General features: G+C 61.5%; 13 protein-coding genes. 7 read left to right on the top strand and 6 right to left on the bottom strand.

All coding sequences use genetic code 11. The features are described from left to right. Positions 1 to 113 precede the first annotated feature (113 nt). From proS to J4721_RS07825, 3 genes are all read left to right on the top strand, one after another. Positions 114 to 1,469 (top strand): proline--tRNA ligase, encoded by a 1,356-nt coding sequence (proS, locus tag J4721_RS07835; protein ID WP_211002343.1) that lies wholly within the window; start codon positions 114 to 116, stop codon positions 1,467 to 1,469. Between the two features lie 171 nt (positions 1,470 to 1,640). Then, a complete protein-coding gene (locus tag J4721_RS07830; RefSeq protein ID WP_014875144.1) occupies positions 1,641 to 2,933 on the top strand; it encodes a lipoprotein-releasing ABC transporter permease subunit in 1,293 nt (430 codons plus the stop codon). Continuing rightward, positions 2,926 to 3,639 carry an ABC transporter ATP-binding protein gene (locus J4721_RS07825; protein ID WP_211002344.1) on the top strand — a complete coding sequence of 238 codons (714 nt, stop codon included), beginning with the start codon at positions 2,926 to 2,928 and terminating at the stop codon, positions 3,637 to 3,639. Before J4721_RS07830 ends, J4721_RS07825 begins: the two co-directional genes overlap by 8 nt. Positions 3,640 to 3,649: 10 nt before the next feature. Here the strand turns inward: J4721_RS07825 and J4721_RS07820 are convergent, their stop codons facing one another. From J4721_RS07820 to J4721_RS07810, 3 genes are all read right to left on the bottom strand, one after another. Then, complete coding sequence (locus J4721_RS07820; RefSeq protein WP_211002345.1) at positions 3,650 to 4,336, bottom strand: hypothetical protein; 687 nt, start codon at positions 4,334 to 4,336, stop codon at positions 3,650 to 3,652. A gap of 62 nt (positions 4,337 to 4,398) precedes the next feature. After that, positions 4,399 to 6,465, bottom strand: a complete 2,067-nt coding sequence (locus J4721_RS07815) for a molybdopterin-dependent oxidoreductase (RefSeq protein ID WP_211002346.1) — start codon at positions 6,463 to 6,465, stop codon at positions 4,399 to 4,401. Between the two features lie 101 nt (positions 6,466 to 6,566). Continuing rightward, on the bottom strand, positions 6,567 to 7,319 hold the full coding sequence (locus J4721_RS07810; protein ID WP_102876875.1) for a hypothetical protein: 753 nt from the start codon (positions 7,317 to 7,319) through the stop codon (positions 6,567 to 6,569). A gap of 709 nt (positions 7,320 to 8,028) precedes the next feature. On the opposite strand from J4721_RS07810, the gene J4721_RS07805 reads away from it, so the two are divergent. Further along, positions 8,029 to 9,192 carry a DUF3644 domain-containing protein gene (locus tag J4721_RS07805; RefSeq protein ID WP_211003474.1) on the top strand — a complete coding sequence of 388 codons (1,164 nt, stop codon included), beginning with the start codon at positions 8,029 to 8,031 and terminating at the stop codon, positions 9,190 to 9,192. A gap of 12 nt (positions 9,193 to 9,204) precedes the next feature. Here J4721_RS07805 and parE read toward each other — a convergent pair whose 3' ends face one another. Beyond that, complete coding sequence (parE, locus tag J4721_RS07800; RefSeq protein ID WP_211002348.1) at positions 9,205 to 11,163, bottom strand: DNA topoisomerase IV subunit B; 1,959 nt, start codon at positions 11,161 to 11,163, stop codon at positions 9,205 to 9,207. Positions 11,164 to 11,395: 232 nt separating this feature from the next. Between parE and J4721_RS07795 the strand changes: the two genes are divergently transcribed. Both J4721_RS07795 and J4721_RS07790 read left to right on the top strand, forming a co-directional pair. After that, the gene (locus tag J4721_RS07795; protein WP_211002349.1) at positions 11,396 to 12,814 is read left to right on the top strand and encodes a pyridoxal-dependent decarboxylase; all 1,419 of its coding nucleotides are present in this window, start codon (positions 11,396 to 11,398) and stop codon (positions 12,812 to 12,814) included. 101 nt (positions 12,815 to 12,915) lie between these two features. Next, positions 12,916 to 13,524 carry a peroxidase-related enzyme gene (locus J4721_RS07790; RefSeq protein ID WP_014880444.1) on the top strand — a complete coding sequence of 203 codons (609 nt, stop codon included), beginning with the start codon at positions 12,916 to 12,918 and terminating at the stop codon, positions 13,522 to 13,524. Positions 13,525 to 13,563: 39 nt separating this feature from the next. Here J4721_RS07790 and J4721_RS07785 read toward each other — a convergent pair whose 3' ends face one another. After that, positions 13,564 to 14,298, bottom strand: coding sequence for a DUF2461 domain-containing protein (locus J4721_RS07785; RefSeq protein ID WP_211002350.1), 735 nt, complete (start codon positions 14,296 to 14,298; stop codon positions 13,564 to 13,566). Between the two features lie 169 nt (positions 14,299 to 14,467). Between J4721_RS07785 and J4721_RS07780 the strand changes: the two genes are divergently transcribed. Beyond that, the gene (locus tag J4721_RS07780; RefSeq protein WP_014875134.1) at positions 14,468 to 15,862 is read left to right on the top strand and encodes an MATE family efflux transporter; all 1,395 of its coding nucleotides are present in this window, start codon (positions 14,468 to 14,470) and stop codon (positions 15,860 to 15,862) included. Between the two features lie 227 nt (positions 15,863 to 16,089). On the opposite strand, the gene J4721_RS07775 is transcribed toward J4721_RS07780, so the two are convergent. Further along, the gene (locus J4721_RS07775) at positions 16,090 to 16,746 is read right to left on the bottom strand and encodes a hypothetical protein (protein ID WP_211002351.1); all 657 of its coding nucleotides are present in this window, start codon (positions 16,744 to 16,746) and stop codon (positions 16,090 to 16,092) included. Positions 16,747 to 16,810: the final 64 nt, after the last annotated feature.

Here is a 16,810-nt window from a genome sequence, read left to right as displayed (position 1 = left end):
TTGTTGTGGCCCTTTGCTGTAGGCTGCCAAAGCTCAGACGACAAAGCGCGATTGCCCAAGACGCGCCGATGGCTTAGACCGCTTGAGAACCCAGATTGATAAATGAGACCGCCATGCGCCTGTCCCGCTATTTCCTGCCTGTTCTCAAAGAGAACCCCTCCGAGGCCCAGATCGTCAGCCACCGCTATATGTTGCGGGCCGGCATGATCAAACAATCCGCCGCCGGGATCTATTCCTGGCTGCCCTTGGGCTTCAAGGTGCTGAAGAAGATCGAAACCATTGTCCACGAAGAGCAGATGCGCGCGGGCCATATCCCGATGCTGATGCCGACGCTGCAATCGGCGGATCTGTGGAAAGAATCCGGTCGCTATGATGATTACGGTCAGGAAATGCTGCGGATCTCTGATCGCCATGGCCGTGACATGCTCTATGGTCCCACCAATGAAGAGCTGATCACCGATATTTTCCGCAGCCATGTCGGCAGCTACAAAGATCTGCCGCTGACGCTCTACCACATCCAGTGGAAATTCCGCGATGAGATCCGCCCGCGTTTCGGCGTGATGCGGGGCCGCGAATTCTACATGAAGGATGGCTATAACTTCGACCTGACCAAAGAGGACGCGCTGCACGCCTACAATCGTCATCTGGTCAGCTATCTGCGCTCATACGAGCGTATGGGGTTGCAGGCGATCCCGATGCGGGCTGACGGCGGACCTATTGGCGGCGATTATACCCATGAGTTCCTGGTTCTGGCCGACACCGGTGAGAGCGAGGTGTTCTACGATAGCGCCGTTACCGATCTGACCTTTGGCGATCGCGCAATTGACTATGACAGTGTTGAGCAGTGTCAGGGCGTGCTTGAGGAGTTTACCTCCAAATATGCCCGCACCGACGAGACCCATGACGAGGCGCTGTTCAATGGGGTGCCGGAAGAGCGTCGCCGCGTGGCGCGCGGGATCGAGGTTGGCCAGATTTTCTACTTTGGTACCAAATACTCCGAAGCACTTGGTGCCAATGTGCAGGGCCCGGATGGCAAGCAGTCGCCGGTCCATATGGGCTCGCACGGCATTGGTGTTTCCCGTCTGCTGGGCGCGATCATTGAAGCAAGCCATGACGACAAGGGCATCATCTGGCCCGAAGGTGTGACGCCGTTCCACTGCGGGATCGTGAACCTCAAGCAGGGCGACGCAGAAGCGGACGCCGCCTGTGAGAGCCTTTATGAGGCGCTGACGGCTGCCGGGCTGGAGCCGCTCTATGATGATCGCAAGGAACGCGCAGGCGGCAAATTCGCCACTATGGACCTGATCGGTTTGCCTTGGCGCATCACCGTCGGCCCGCGTGGTCTGAAAAACGGCGTGGTCGAACTCACCTCGCGCCGCAGCGGCGAAAGCGAGGAACTCTCGCCCGAGGCGGCAGTGCAGAAGATCGTGGAAATCTACGCCAACCACCAGACCGGTCGCGGGTTCTGAGGCTAAGCTGACATCGCAAAAACGGTACAAGCGGCCCGCACCCCTATTTTTTTGGGATGCGGGCCGTTTTCATCTGGAGGTAGCGGGGAAAGCTGCCGGATGTGCAAGCAGATCTTGACCCCGGAGCTCAGGCAGCACAGGTTGCGCTGAACTTTGCCCGGCAGGATCATTATGGCCACACCACTCCCTTTTTCCCGTTTTGAATGGCTGATTGCCTGGCGCTATCTGCGGGCGCGCCGCGCCGAAGGGGGCGTCAGCGTGATGACCTGGATCAGCCTCATCGGCATTGCGCTGGCGGTGTTTGCACTGATCGCCACATTGGCGGTGCGCACCGGGTTCCGGTCGGAATTTGTCGGCACCATTCTTGGGGCCAATGCGCATGTGACGCTCTATTCACATGGCACTGTGACCGAACAGGGCCAGATTGACCGCAAACTGACAGAGTATGACGCCCTGGCCGAAGCCGCCGCAGCGGTGCCCGGTGTGATCCGCACCGCGCCGCTGATCAAAGGGCAGGTGATGGCGAGCCTGCGCCAGCGCAGCGCCGGGGTTGAGGTCTTTGGCATCTCGGCCGCCAATATCGCCACCTTGCCGGGGATTGCCCAGAGCGAGGCGGCGATTGGTGACCTGTCGCGGTTTGACGAGGGCGTGGCGCTGGGCTCCGGCGTGGCCCGCGAGCTGGGTGTCAGCGTCGGCGACCGGATCAAGCTGATCTCGCCCAACGGGGTGAAAACCGCCTTTGGCACCAGCCCGCGCGTCAACGCCTATGAGGTGGTCTATATCTTCACCGCCGGGCGCTATGACATCGACCGGACCCGGCTCTATATGCCCTTTGCCGAGGCGCAGAGCTATTTCAATCGCGAAGGCTTCGCCGATGAGATTGAGGTGATGGTGGAGGATCCCGAAACCGTCGATCGCATGGTGCTGCCGCTATTGCAGGCCGGGGATGAGGTTGCCTCGGGCATCGGGGTCTGGACCTGGCGCGATGCCTCTGGCGGGTTCCTGCGCGCGCTGGAGGTCGAGGACAATGTGATGTTCATCATTCTGTCGATCCTGGTGTTGATTGCCACGATGAATATCGTCTCCGGCCTGATTATGCTGGTCAAGAACAAGGGCCGCGACATTGGCATCCTGCGCACCATTGGCCTGAGTGAGGGGTCGGTGATGCGGGTGTTTTTCCTCTGCGGGGCCTGTACTGGCGTTGTGGGTACCCTGTTGGGCGTGATCCTTGGCTGCCTATTCGCGATCTACATTGATCCGATTTTTTCCTTTGTGAACTATGTGATGGGGGGCGGGGTCTGGGATCCGGCGATCCGGGGCATCTATGCGCTGCCCGCCGAGCTGCGGCTGGCGGATGTGCTGTCGGCAGTGGCGCTGTCGCTGACCTTGTCCTTTGTTATCACCATTTTCCCGGCACGGCGCGCGGCGCGGATGAACCCGGTGGAGGCGCTGCGCTATGAATAATTCTGAGGCGCAGGCAGGCGCGCAATCTGCCGTACTGCAGCTGAGCCAGGTCGGCAAATCCTACAACCATGGCCTGCCGACGCAGGTGGATGTGCTGACCGGCATTGATCTGACGGTGAAACCGGGCGAGATCGTGGCGCTGGTGGCGCCCTCTGGCGCAGGCAAATCCACGCTGCTGCATACGGCTGGCCTGCTGGACACGCCCGATCGCGGCACCGTGCGGATTGGCGGGCAGGATCTGACCGGCAAATCCGAGCGGCGGCGCACGGCGGTGCGGCGGCAGGATGTGGGGTTTGTCTATCAGTTCCATCACCTGCTGGCGGAATTCACTGCACTGGAAAACATCGTGCTGCCGCAGCTGGCCAATGGCATTCCTCAGGCCAAGGCAGAGGCGCGGGCGCAGGATCTGTTGGCACGGGTGGGTCTGAAGGACCGCGCCGGGCATCGCCCTGCGGCGATGTCGGGCGGCGAGCAGCAGCGGGTGGCATTTTGCCGGGCGCTGGCCAATGGGCCGCGTCTGCTTCTGGCGGATGAGCCGACCGGTAACCTCGATCCCGGCACGGCTGATCAGGTCTTCGCCGCGCTGATGGAGCTGGTGGCGGCCACCGGTATGGCAGCGCTGATTGCCACCCATAATCTGGAGCTGGCGCAGCGGATGGACCGGGTGGTGCGGTTGGAGGGCGGTCAGCTCCACGCCGGGATGTGACTGGCGCGGCTCAGGCGCAGATACCCGTCACATCGACATCTTTCCACGGCAGGTAGACATCGCTCTCGCGGCTTTGTGGCAGGTCGGAGACGGGCATTGCGCCCTTCAGCATTCCATGCAGCCGCTTGGTGCGCGCGCCGGTTGGATCCAGCGCACGGCAGCAGACGTATTCTTCGACAATTGCGCCCTGCTGTTCATAGGCAAAGTCGATAAAGCGGTCGTAGCCTTTCAGATCAAACAGATAGGGATCATCCGTCGCGCGGTGTTCGGCGGCGGCGCGCAGCGGGTGATAGCCGGTCTTGGCGCGTTGCTGCCATTGCCAGACATGGGTCGCCTCATGGGCCAACAGCATCGCCTCTACCAGATAGAGCCGCTCGGGATAGGCGGGCATGTAATCGTCGATATACCAGTCGCGCACGAAAAAGATGCGGTTGAACAGCGCCAATGCTGCAGGGGAGGAGGTGACAATTTCCTCCTTTACCGGCGGCAGGATACGTTCGCGGCAGGTTACGCGGGGGCGTGGCTTGCGGCGAAATGTGACCTGAGAGAGCGGCGCGCCTTTGACGATGCGCAGGCGATCCATATCCAGTTCCGGTCCGTGGATGCGGGTCAGAAACTGCTGTTCGCCTTCGGACAGTGGGCGTCCGCAGGACAGCAGGGCAAGACAGGTGATGAGGAGGCCGAGACGCGCGATCATGGCCCCACCCTAGGACAAGTTGCGCCGGGGTGGGAACCCGTTTCGCGGGCTTTGACCGCCGATCAGCTGGCGGCGGGGCGCAGGTCCACGAAGGTCTCGTTATAGCAGGCGCCATCCTCGGTATCGGTGCGGATATCGGCGGGGATCAGCGCATTCACGGTCAGGCCCGTGGCACTGCTGGCGCGCCAGGTGCCCTTGGGGCTGTAGAGCACGCCGGGACGGGTGGCATCGCTGATTTTCAGCCGCAGGGTGACGGTGGCTTGGGCGTTGAACACCTCCAGCAATGCGCCGTCGGTGAGGTTGCGACTGGCGGCATCTTTTGGGTGCATTTCGACCAGTTCGGCCCCATCTGAGGGTGGCTGATCACCAAAGGTGGCATTGGTGCGTTTTGCCGAAGACGGCGTGATCAGCACAAAGGGGGCGCTGCGCGGCACCGGATCATAGCGCGGCACGCCAAAGCCGTAGCGGGTCTCGTAGTCCTCGCTGAACAGCTCAATCTTGCCCGATCTGGTCGCCGGCGCAATCGTATCACAGAGGATCGATGCCGTGCCCTCGGCGGCGGTGATTTCCAGCGCCCGGTCCAGCGGGATCTCACTGGGGCGGTGGCCCTGAAGCTGCGGATGATTGCCGTCCAGCGCCTGATCCATCAGTTCCGCATCGCTGGCCTGAAACATCGGATCATCATAGCCAAATCGCGCTGCCAGACGGCGGAAAATCTCGGTATTGGGCAGGCTGTCGCCCACCAGTGGGATCACCGGGGCGGCACGCTGGATGAAGTTCTGGCCATAGGCACCATAGACATCGTCATATTCAAAATGGCTGGCGGCAGGCAGGATCACATCGCACATCCGCATGGAATCGGTCATCGCCACATCGCAGCCCGCGATAAAGACCTCTTCCTGACTGAGCGCCTCGATCAGGCGGGCCTGATCGGGGTGGGTGGCGATGGGGTTGTGGTTGTAGATCATCACCGCCTTCACCGGGATGCGCATGTTCTGGTCCAACAGTTTGCGCGCCACATCAACGATGTTGAAGATACGGGTGTCTGGGTCAATCAGGTGACTGGCCTGTAAGCGGTCTGGCGTTTTCGGAGCCGCAAGGCCGGGTTTGGCCAGCACCCCGGCACCCAGCCGCCCGTGATGACCGGTCAGCGCCTGTAGCGCCATAGCCGCACGCAGGCCGGAGCCGCCGGAGCGTCCGCGTTCGATCCCGTTTCCAAGCGAGGTGGACATGCAGCGGGCCTGCGTGATCCAATCGGCGAGCTGGTGGAACTGCGCCAGCGGGATGCCGCAGACCTCGGCCACCTGATAGGGGGTATAGCTGCGGGCGGCCTCCAGGTATTGTTCGGATCCCGTGGTCCATTGGGCGATAAACTCATGGTCCAACGTGCCGCGCCGCTCCAGCTCAGCCGCCAGTGCCATCGCCAGCACCACATCGGTGCCCGGCACCGGTTGCAGATGCAGGTCGCATTGTTCGGCGATCTTGGTGCGTTTGGGGTCGATCACCACCAGCCGTGCGCCCTTGGCGCGGGCGTCCTTCAGCAGTGGCGCCATATGCAGGTTGGAGACGGTGACATTGTTGCCCCAGACCAGCACCAGATCGGAATGCAGCACCTGTTGTGGCGGCATGCCGGGGGCGGCACCGAACAGGCTCTCATAGGCGCCGCCGCGCACTCCGCCGCAGAGCGGCCCCCGGTTCAGCCGGGTTGCGCCCATGTGGTAGAAAAACCGCCGGTCCATCGACCCGCCGGCCAGTTCGCCATGGGGGCCTGCGTAGTTGAAGGGCAGCACCGATTGCGGGCCGTGGGCGGTGATTGCGCGCGTAAACCCGGCGTGGATCAGGTCCAGCGCCTCCTCCCAGCTGATCGGCTCATAGCTGCCGCTGCCGCGCGGGCCACTGCGGCGCAGCGGCTGGGTCAGCCGGTTGGGACCATGCACAAAGCCTGCAAAACTGCGCACCACCTTGTTGCAGATCACAGCATCGGTCAGCGGGTTGGCGCGTGATCCGCGCACGGCGGTGATCTCACCATCCGTGACACTGACGCTGAGGCTGCAGGTGTCGGGGCAATCCAGCGGGCAGACGCTGGGCAGCTGGGGGGTCGGGCTATCGGCAGGGGCGTTATCGCGCATGGCTGGGCTCGCAAATCAGGACAGGTCTGTTGCGGTTAGCCTAACGGGTAATGTGACCTTGTCGAAATGGCCAGTTAGGCAGTTTTTGATAAGGCCAGGACTTAGCGCAGATCCACCACCGATTTGCCCAGCCGGAACGGCGCGGCAAAGGCCACCATGCAGAGCGCGAGGATCTGCAGGACCAGAATATGAGCATTATCCTGAAGATATTCCCATTCGCTCTTGAGCTGGGTGATCTGCTCAATCAGCGCATCATAGGCGCGGGCCAGGATCAGAAAATCGCCGGCAATGGTCGGTACCTTGCGGCGCAGGCTGTCGACGGCATCCTTGGTCGAAGCATCCAGCGCGGTAAAAACGGTGAAGGCGGCGGGATCGAACGCATCCGCCTTGGCGGCCATCTCCATCATCTCGCTGGTGTTTTCGGCGCGGCCAAAGATCAGCTGCAGCCCCTGCAGCGGGGTCACCTGATCAGTCACAGCGATGAACAGCGGCAGTTCGGCATTGCCCGCGGTGGAGGCGGAGAGAAACTCGATCTTATCACATAGGGTTGCGATATCGCTGTCATAGGCCGGATCGCAGAACCGCAGGCGAAAGCGCGCGGCGTCGCGGTCAAAAGAGGCGGTGGCGGCATAGGCGATGTCGATCTGCCGTTCCAGCCGCCCGGTGTCGGCCTTGTAGATGCCCGCCAGCACAGCGACCAGCGCGCCGATACCGCCCAGAACCACCCAGCCCAGATCCGCCAGCCGCCAGACCCGGTGTCCTGCTGGATGGCGAAACAGCAGCGCGGTGCCGAGGCTGCCTGCGCCGAAACACAGGAGGATCAGCAGCAGCTGATTGTCGGCAATGGTCATCATGGCGGCGGCTCCTGCGGGTGGGTCCGGGGTGGGCTGGCTCTGGGGAAGTGTAGAAAGACCAGCGCCTTGCAGGCAAGCGCTATCACCGCGCGGCCGGTGATGCCCAGAGGCGCGGCGGGGGATGTCCTGATTGTGATGTCACCCGCGTGGTGGGAGCGGCTGGTTGCTGTGGGCAGCAAAGAGCAGGCGGCGCCGCCAAGGGCCCAATGTGTCCACTGGGGCCAAAGGCGGAGGGTGGGATGGGGGTTGCCCATCTTCGCGAGATATCTGCGAACCGCCTCGGTTGGTGGCCGTGGCGTCCGATCTCCAGGTGGTGAGGCAGGGTGTCAGACCGCCCCGGATGTCGCGACCGGATCAGTCTGGCAGATCGGGTTTAAGCGAAGGTGGGGGCGGCGTGCGGTGGTCCGGGGGCTGGCGCAACGGGGGGACTGTTTGAGGCGTGGGCGGGTGGAGCCCTTCGCACCTAACCGTGCAAATCATGGAGCGGCGTTGGCAGAATGCCACCTGGGACGTGGCGCCCAGCGGCACGGCCCGCGCCTGACCTTCCCGTCATGCCAGAGGCGCTTCACGCCTCCCCAAGGTCAGGCGCGGGCCTTGGGGTGCGGCGAAGTAAAGGGTTGAGCAAGTTGGCTGGTTTGCAAGAGGCTTGACCGATCAGTGTGTATTGGGTTGAGTGTTTGGCGAGATTAACACCCTAGGGTATTCGGATATGGTTTCAATTCAGCACGGCGCAACGGGTGGCCTTAACAGACTTGAGAAAAAAATTGTAAAGCTGTTGTTTGAAAAGAAGTGGCGCAATCAAGATATTCTAGCATTTATTAATCAATGTCGCCCTGCGACAGTAAATCCTGGGCGAATATCTGATGTGAAATCAGACGATAAACAAACAGCCGCGACAGAAGAGCAACTTGATGACTATCTACATTTCAAGAAGTCTTTCGACCTTCAAACAGGTCTAAGCCCGTACGTCGATGAACGTCTCGTTAAATCAAGAGAGGCAATGAAGTTAGCGGTTTCGGTATTCAACAACCCGTCGCTCCGTTTTCGGGCAGAGAATTTTTCGATGTTGACTATTGTCGCGTGGACGTATCTGGCGCTTGAATTCGCAGAGAAAAATGATCTTCCGACTGAAAGGGGGAATGGTAAGGCTATATCGTTGGCAGATTTTATTAGGATGAATGAATGCCCTTTCCCTGAGGGAGTTAAAAACAATCTCAGGGCGATGATTGCACTCAGAGATCAGGTAGAACACAGAGTGTTAGGAGGGGAAGACCCAAGTTGGTTTGGAATATTCCAAGCGTGTTGTACCAACTACGATACTTGGTTGACCAAAATCTTTGGAGAAGACCTTGCATTAGCCAGAGAAATGTCTCTTTCGCTGCAATTCTCTGGCTTGAATATCGGTCAGGCAACCGAAATGGCCAATACAGGACTCCCCCCTGCAATCGATTCCGTAAACGCGGAAATCCTAAGTGGAATGACCGAGGCGGAAAAGAACGATTTGGAGTTTCGTTTTTCGGTTATATATATGACGGTCGCGAGCTCCAAGTCGGAGGCTGTCTACAAGTTTATTGCACCTTCCTCAGCGGAAGGCGTGGACATTTCCAATGTTCTGGTCAAGCATAAACCGTCGGCAGTTACCCATCCTTTCAAACCAATGGAAGTTGTGGCTCTAGTTGAAGAAAAGACGGGGAAAGTGTTTACGTCTCACAAACACACCCAGCAATGGAAGAAGCACCAAGTCAGGCCGAATGGTGATGCCGATAATCCAGAAGAAACGAATCTAGACTATTGTTACTATAACCCCACATTCAAAGTATATACGTACAATGAAAATTGGGTGGATTTGATCTGTAGCGAGATTAATGTTTGAGGGGAGAATCCCTCAAACATCCAGCTCCTCCACGAACTTCGCGTTCTCCTGAATATACTGGTAGCGAAGCTCGGGTTTCTTGCCCATCAGCTGTTCGACCAGCTCGCTGGTCTCGCCCGGTTCGTCCTCGTCAATGGTGACGCGGATCAGCTTGCGGGTGGTGGGGTCCATTGTGGTCTCTTTCAGATCCTTGGCGTCCATTTCGCCAAGACCCTTGAAGCGGCTCACGTCAATCTTGCCTTTGCCGCCCAGACCCTTTTCCAGCCAGAGGTCACGCTCGGCCTCGTCGAGGCAGTAGACGCGGCGCGCACCTTGGGTCAGGCGGAACAGCGGCGGGCAGGCCAGATAGAGGTGGCCGCCGTCAATCAGGGGCCGCATCTGCGTGAAGAAGAAGGTCATCAGCAACGAGGCGATATGGGCGCCGTCGACGTCCGCATCGGTCATGATGATGATCTTGTCATAGCGCAGATCGTCGAGGTTGAACTTGGTGCCGGTGCCGACGCCAAGCGCCTCGCAGAGGTCGCGGATTTCGGCGTTGGTGCCGATCTTGTTGGAGGCGGCCCCCAGCACGTTCAGGATCTTACCCTTGAGCGGCAACAGCGCCTGATTGACCCGGTTGCGCGCCCCCTTGCCGGAGCCGCCGGCGGAGTCGCCCTCGACGATGAACAATTCGGTGCCGACGCGGTCTTTTGACGTGCAGTCGGTCAGCTTGCCGGGCAGGCGCAGCTTTTTGGTGGCCGATTTGCGCTGGGTCTCTTTCTCCTGCTTGCGGCGCAGGCGTTCCTCAGCCCGCAGCACAAGAAAGTCGAGGATGGCGCCGGCCGATTTGGTGTCGGCGGCCAGCCAGTTATCGAAATGGTCGCGGACCGAGTTTTCGACCATTTTGGCGGCGATTTCGGTCGACAGGCGGTCCTTGGTCTGGCCCACAAAAGCCGGGTCGGCGATAAAGCAGGAGACCAGCGCGCAACCGCCCGCCATCAGGTCGTCGCGGGTGATCTGGCCTGCCTTCTTGTTGCCGACCAGCTCGCCGTAGGCCTTGATCCCCTTGAGGATGGCGGACCAGAAACCGGCAACATGGGTGCCGCCCTCCGGCGTGGGGACGGTGTTACAATAGGACTGGGTGAAGCCATCGCGCGACGGGGTCCAGTTGATCGCCCATTCGACATAGCCCGGCGCGTTGAATTTCTCGCGGAACTCAACCTTACCGGCAAAGGGCTGGTCGGCGTAGACAGAGGATTTGCCGAGCACCTCGGTCAGATAATCCTTAAGGCCGCCGGGGAAGTGGAAGGTGGCCTCGGTCGGGGTCTCATTGTCGTCGATTTCCGATTTCCACCGGATTTCGACGCCGGAGAACAGATAGGCCTTGGAACGCACGAGGGTAAACAGGCGCTTGGGCTTGAAGCGGTGGGAGCCGAAGATCTGCTCATCCGCGTGGAAAGTCACGAAGGTGCCGCGCTTGTTCGGGGCGGCGCCGATTTTTTCCACCGGACCCTGGGGGATGCCGCGCGAGAAACGCTGTTCGAACAGCTCTTTGTTCTTGGCGACCTGCACCACCATGGAATCTGACAGCGCGTTCACCACGGAGGAGCCGACGCCGTGCAGACCGCCGGAGGTCTGATAGGCCTTGCCGGAGAATTTGCCGCCCGCGTGCAGGGTGCAGAGGATCACCTCAAGCGCGGATTTGTCCGGGAACTTGGGGTGCGGGTCGATCGGGATGCCGCGGCCATTGTCGGAGATGGTGACGGCGTAATCGGCGTGCAGCGTCACCTCGATCCGGTTGGCGTGGCCGGCGACCGCCTCATCCATGGAGTTGTCGAGGATTTCGGCGACCATATGGTGCAGCGCGCGCTCATCCGTGCCGCCGATATACATACCGGGGCGCTGGCGGACCGGTTCGAGGCCTTCCAGGACCTCAATTGAGGAGGCGTCATAGGTGTCGGATGCAGGCGTGCTGAGGAGGTCGTCGGCCATATGCGGGGCTGCTCTTGCTTGGTTTTGGTTAAGGCTATTATGGCAGGTGTTGGGGCCGGGTGGAAGAGGCACGCAAGGGGCTGTGGATAAGGCGGCCCTGCCGCGGCAGGGCGCCGAGTGACCAGCCCTTCGATGATAAGTTCCCGTATTCAGCCTGCGGCGATATTCTCCGTGCGGTGCCGGGGCTTGCGGGCTACACCTCAGGCCAGAGGCAGGCAGGAGGAGAACGCAGGTGGCTGAGACTGGGATCAAAACGCAGGATTGGACGGCGTTTCGGGCGGTGGCGCAGCGGATGCTGGAGGCGGCGCTGGATCAGATGCAACAGGCGGCGGAACGCCCTTGGCAGCCCGTGCCCGACGACATTGACGCGCGTTATGCCATCAGGGCCGAGGCGCAGGGGCCGCAGCAGACAGTGGACCGGATCATCGCAGATGTGCTGCCCTATCACGGCGGCAATATTCATCCGCGGTTCTGGGGCTGGGTGCAGGGCTCGGGGCTGGCCACGGATCTGATCAGTTCGCTGGCGACGGCGGCGGTCAATGCCAATATGGGCGGGCGCGATCATGGCGCGAACTATATGGAGCGCGCTGTGGTGGACTGGACCCGCCGCAAAATGGGGATGCCGGAGGGGGCCAGCGGCATTCTGGTGACCGGCACCTCACAGGCGACGGTGATTGCCTTTCAGGCGGCGCGGCTGCGGGTGCTGCCGGATCTGCGCAAAGAGGGGCAGGGGGCTTTGCGGCTGACGGCCTATGCCGGTGCGGGCGTGCACAATGCAACGCTGAAGGCGGTAGAGCTGCTGGGCATCGGCTCGGACAATCTGCGTAAGGTGCCTTTGGTTGATGGCCAGATGGACTGTGCGGCCCTGGCCCGGATGGTGGCAGAGGACAAGGCCGCAGGGGCGCTGCCGTTTTTGGCGGTGGGCACGGCGGGGTCGGTGGATCTGGGGCTGTTTGATGATCTGAACGCGCTGGCCGATGCGGCGGCGGATCTGGGGCTGTGGCTGCATGTGGACGGGGCTTTCGGTGCCTGGACGCGGATTGCGCACGCGCCTTGGCGGTCCTTGTCCGACGGGATTGGGCGGGCCGACAGTATTGCGCTGGATTTCCACAAATGGATGTATGTCGGCTATGACTGCGGCATGGCGCTGCTGCGCAATGAGGACGAACATAGGGCGGCCTTTGCAGCGCGGCCATCCTATCTGGAAGGGGCGGAGCGCGGGCTGGCAGGCGGTGAGCCGTGGTTCTGCGACTACGGCATTGACCTCAGCCGTGGCAATCGTGCGCTGAAGGTCTGGACCGCGCTGGAGACCTATGGCGAGGCGGCGTTTGCGCAAGCGATCACTGGCAATTGCGAGTTGACGGCAGCGATGGCCGCCGCAGTCGAGGCGCAGCCGCTGATGGCGCTTGGCGCGCCTGTGGTGTCCAATATCTGCGTCTTTACGGCGCGCAGCGATTTGCCGGTGGCGGCACAGTCGCAGGTGAACGCGGATATTGCCCAGACCCTGCAGGAAAGCGGCGAGGCGGTGTTCTCCACCACGCGGATGGACGGGCGGGTGATGCTGCGCGCGGCCATCACCAACCACCGCAGCCGCGCGGCGGATGTGGATGCTGCCATTGCCGCAGTCGCACGGGAGGCCGCGCGGGTCTAGGGTTCAGCCGCCAGAGACATCGGCGGGGGGATCACTGGTTTTTTGCTTCCATCGCGCAGGGCAGCCGCAACTCTGCGCGCCAGACAATCAGGGAGAGCCTCATGGCCTGGATCAAGACCATTCCGTTTGACGCAGCAACGGGCAAGCTGAAGACGCTGTACGACCGGGTGACCGGACCGGGCGGCAATGTCGATAACATCATGATGATGCACAGCCTGCGCCCGCAGTCGATGGAAGGGCATATGGCGCTTTATAAGGCGGTTCTGCATCACAGCGGCAACAGCCTGCCGAAATGGTATCTGGAGGTGCTGGGCGTCTGGGTGTCGTCGCTGAATGACTGCGCCTACTGCGTTGAGCATCACTTTGCCGGGCTGCAGCGGCTGTTGCGGGACGCGCCACGTGGGGAGGCCATTCGCGCCGCGATTGAGGCGCGCAACCCGCAGCTGGCGCCGCTGGAGAGCGCAGAGCGGGCAGGCATGGTCTATGCGCGCAAACTGACCGAGGCGCCTGCAGCTGTGATTGAAGCGGATATCAACGCCCTGCGCGCGGCGGGACTGGATGACGGGCAGATTCTGGAGATCAATCAGGTCACTGCTTATTTTTCCTACGCCAACCGCACGGTGCTGGGGCTGGGCTGTTCGACCAGAGGCGACGTGCTGGGGCTCAGCCCCAACAACAGCGAGAACCCGGAGGACTGGGGTCACAGCTGATTGCGTCTGGTCGGCGGGCATGCACCGCGTCAGATCGGGCTAGGCCGCAACAGGATCGGCAAGGATCGGCTGCAGCAGCGTAAACAGCGGCGCCAGCACAAGGGCGGCGCTGCAGACTGCTGCCACGGGATCGGGCGGGGGCACGGGATCAACCGCGCGCCAGAGCGTCAGTGACTTGCGCCGCAGCAGATCGGCATGGGGATGGCTCTGCCCATGCGGAGCGGGCACGCGTTTCAACTCCGGTGCCTTGGGCTGAAACCCCTTGAGCGCGAGGATATCCATCAGGGCCGCCAGCTCATCGGCAAAGCCACTGTCGCGTGGGTTGGGATGCCCGGCGACCTGCGCCAGCCCGGCGGTGGGATAGGCCCGCGTCAGCGGCTGCCCCGCAACCGTATCGCGCCAGCGGCTGAGCGTGGCGCCTTTCAGCGCCATGATGCCCCCACCTATGCGTGCGCCATCGGGATCAATGCCAAAGAACACCCCGCACCCGGGATGCTGTGGCAGCTGCCAGAGCAGATGCAGATGGGTGTGATATGGGGTTTTGTCCTTGGAAAAGCGCAGATCGCGCTGGGGGCGGAAGATCTTGCCCTGAAGGCCGGGATGATGCGGGCGCAGATAGTCCGCGACCTCTTGCAAAAGCGCCTCAGCCGGGTGGCGCAACTCCGCCTCGTAGCGCGCCTTTTGGGACTGGAACCACTCCCGTGTGTTGGTCTCTGACAGCTCTGTGAGAAAGGCCCGTGCGTCGGGGATCAGCTGGCGTGTGATATCGGACATGCGAAGGCTCCTCGTGGTGGGCTGGCTTTGAGAGAAGCCTAACACAGGTGCTGCAGTGCGCGCGCATTGGAAAACCTGCAATCCCGGACCGGCTGAGAGCGAGGGGGCGACAACAACCAGCGGTAAGATCAGGCTTGCCGTTGTGCCGGTCGATGCCTAAGGCTGGGGTATGACACAGAGAATACCCCCGCCCGCCCCGAATACCCTCCTTGGCCACAGCCGCGCGATCGCGGTGTTGGGGCTGCCGTTGATCGGCGGCCATGTGGCGCAGTTTGCCATCGGCCTGACCGATACGGTGATGCTCGGGTGGTACGGGGTGGAGGCGTTGGCGGCGGTGACGCTGGGGTCGACCTATTTCTTCACGATCTTTCTGCTGGGCTCCGGCTTCGCCTTTGCGGTGATGCCAATGGTGGCCGCTGCCGCAGGCGCCGGTGAGGAACGCCAGATCCGCCGAAGCACCCGCATGGCGCTGTGGCTGTCGCTGGCCTATGGCCTGTTGGTGATGCCGCTGTTGTGGTGGTCGGAGCCGATCCTGCTGCTGCTGGGGCAGGAGGCGGAGGTGGCCCATGGCGCGGCGGAGTATCTGCGGATTGCGGGCTGGGCGCTGTTTCCGGCACTGCTCTATATGGTGCTGAAGAGCTATCTTGCGGCGCTGGAGCGGACGCAGATCGTGCTTTGGGTATCCGTTCTGGCGGCGATGCTGAACGCGCTGATCAATTACGCGCTGATCTTTGGCAATTGGGGGGCGCCGGAACTGGGGGTGACCGGGGCGGCGCTGGCCTCGCTGGCGACCAATGTTTTTGCCTGTATCTTCGTACTATTCTACGCGCTGAAGGCGCTGCCCGAGCATGAGCTGTTGAAGAATTTCCAGCGTCCCGACTGGGAGATGCTGAGCCGGGTGCTGCGTCTGGGGCTGCCAATTGGTCTGACCAACCTGAGCGAGACCAGCCTGTTTGCCGCCTCTGCGATGATGATGGGCTGGCTTGGCACCGTGGCGCTGGGCGCGCATGGCATTGCGCTGTCGCTGGGCGGGCTGGCGTTCATGATGCATCTGGGGCTGTCCAATGCGGCGACAATCCGGGCGGGCAATGCCTTTGGCCGCGGCGACCGGGACCACATGGCGCGGGGCGCGCGGGTGGTGATGGCGATGTCGCTGGGGCTGTCGGTGCTGGGGATGATCCTGTTTTTGGCGGTGCCTGAGGCGCTGATTTCGCTGTTCCTGTCGCCGGATGACCCGGACCGGGCCGAAATCGTGCTGATCGGCAGCGTGCTGTTGGCGGCGGCGGCGTTGTTTCAGCTGATGGACGGGATGCAGGTGATCGCGCTGGGGTTACTGCGCGGAGTGCAGGATACCGGCGTGCCGATGGTGATTGCGGCGCTCAGCTATTGGGCGGTTGGGATCCCGGCCTCTTATCTCCTCGGCTTTACCTTCGAGATGGGCGGGCTTGGGGTCTGGCTGGGGCTGGTGCTGGGTCTGACGGCGGCGGGGGTGTTCCTGATGATCCGGTTCTGGCGCCGCTCGATCAAGCTGGTCGGCACATCGAAGACCGCCGCCGCGCGGTAGCGGTCAGAGGGGCGGGCCGGTGGGCTGTGGAGGTGCAAGTCCCCTTTGTGATGGCGCGGCTATTTCAAGCCGAGTTTCGCGAGAGACCTTCGGGGGCCGTATATGCTGAATGTCGGGTGTGCGGACCTTGCGGCCCTTCGCTACGGCTGCGCGAATGGCTGCTTAGGGAAATCGAGAGTGCCAAAATCGGTCGATTTTGGTGAAATAATTCAGATGTTGATCGCAGGTCAGTCTGAGTTCGCCGACAAAAACAGGATCAGCGGTTTTGCGTACTCATCCTCGGTTAGGTAGATCAAATCCCCAACTTCCTCGAAGCAGATGCCCATAGAGGTTTCAGTTACGTCTACAGGATAGATGCTCTCACAGAGCTCCGCGCGCGCTTGTTCGCCGCAGGACAAACCGAGTGCGTGGATGGTGGCCATGTAGCTCTCTGTTAGCTTTGGATTGGTATCAGCGTCTTCGAACCAACCTCTGCAGGCGTAATAGTTGGATCGTGCGACTTCGAGAAATGCCGATTTGATTGCGGGTTTGGGTTCAATCACGGTGCCGATGAAGGTTGTTTGGCGGCATGCGTATCCGGCGGCTTGATGTTGGAATGCCATCCAGGTCCTTGTGATAGGCAGCACCGGCACAAGGTTCGTGAACGCCAGCATCGCGACGATGCCGTGATCCACCCGGTCGGACAACTCTTCGAAGTAGTCCCACGTGAATACGGTTTTGAGAGTGCCATCCCGCATCAAGTTTGGCCGCCTCGCTGATTCATGCAGTTCGGCCAGAAGTTTCGGATAGTCCGCGTACTTATACGGACCACCGCGTTCTGGCTTCAATCGGCAGAGACCGTCTTCTCCTCTGAATGCAGCCAGCATTTTTTCTTCGATTAACATAAGGGTTGAATATCGCGGTTTTCCGGCGACGTCGAATGCAAAGGAGCGGACACTCGTTCACAGT

The organism is Phaeobacter sp. HS011, assembly GCF_018101215.1.
Taxonomy (GTDB): domain Bacteria; phylum Pseudomonadota; class Alphaproteobacteria; order Rhodobacterales; family Rhodobacteraceae; genus Phaeobacter; species Phaeobacter inhibens.
Note: the sequence above shows the minus strand (reverse complement) of the source record. Positions and strands in the feature narration are given on the sequence as shown.

Excerpts from the sequence above, each read along its gene's own strand:
- J4721_RS07810 (WP_102876875.1), bottom strand. The coding sequence starts at position 7,319 with ATGATGACCATTGCCGACAATCAGCTGCTGCTGATCCTCCTGTGTTTC.
- J4721_RS07775 (WP_211002351.1), bottom strand. The coding sequence starts at position 16,746 with ATGTTAATCGAAGAAAAAATGCTGGCTGCATTCAGAGGAGAAGACGGT.
- proS (WP_211002343.1), top strand. The coding sequence starts at position 114 with ATGCGCCTGTCCCGCTATTTCCTGCCTGTTCTCAAAGAGAACCCCTCC.
- J4721_RS07825 (WP_211002344.1), top strand. The coding sequence starts at position 2,926 with ATGAATAATTCTGAGGCGCAGGCAGGCGCGCAATCTGCCGTACTGCAG.
- J4721_RS07790 (WP_014880444.1), top strand. The coding sequence starts at position 12,916 with ATGGCCTGGATCAAGACCATTCCGTTTGACGCAGCAACGGGCAAGCTG.
- parE (WP_211002348.1), bottom strand. The coding sequence starts at position 11,163 with ATGGCCGACGACCTCCTCAGCACGCCTGCATCCGACACCTATGACGCC.
- J4721_RS07805 (WP_211003474.1), top strand. The coding sequence starts at position 8,029 with ATGGTTTCAATTCAGCACGGCGCAACGGGTGGCCTTAACAGACTTGAG.
- J4721_RS07815 (WP_211002346.1), bottom strand. The coding sequence starts at position 6,465 with ATGCGCGATAACGCCCCTGCCGATAGCCCGACCCCCCAGCTGCCCAGC.
- J4721_RS07820 (WP_211002345.1), bottom strand. The coding sequence starts at position 4,336 with ATGATCGCGCGTCTCGGCCTCCTCATCACCTGTCTTGCCCTGCTGTCC.
- J4721_RS07785 (WP_211002350.1), bottom strand. The coding sequence starts at position 14,298 with ATGTCCGATATCACACGCCAGCTGATCCCCGACGCACGGGCCTTTCTC.
- J4721_RS07830 (WP_014875144.1), top strand. The coding sequence starts at position 1,641 with ATGGCCACACCACTCCCTTTTTCCCGTTTTGAATGGCTGATTGCCTGG.
- J4721_RS07780 (WP_014875134.1), top strand. The coding sequence starts at position 14,468 with ATGACACAGAGAATACCCCCGCCCGCCCCGAATACCCTCCTTGGCCAC.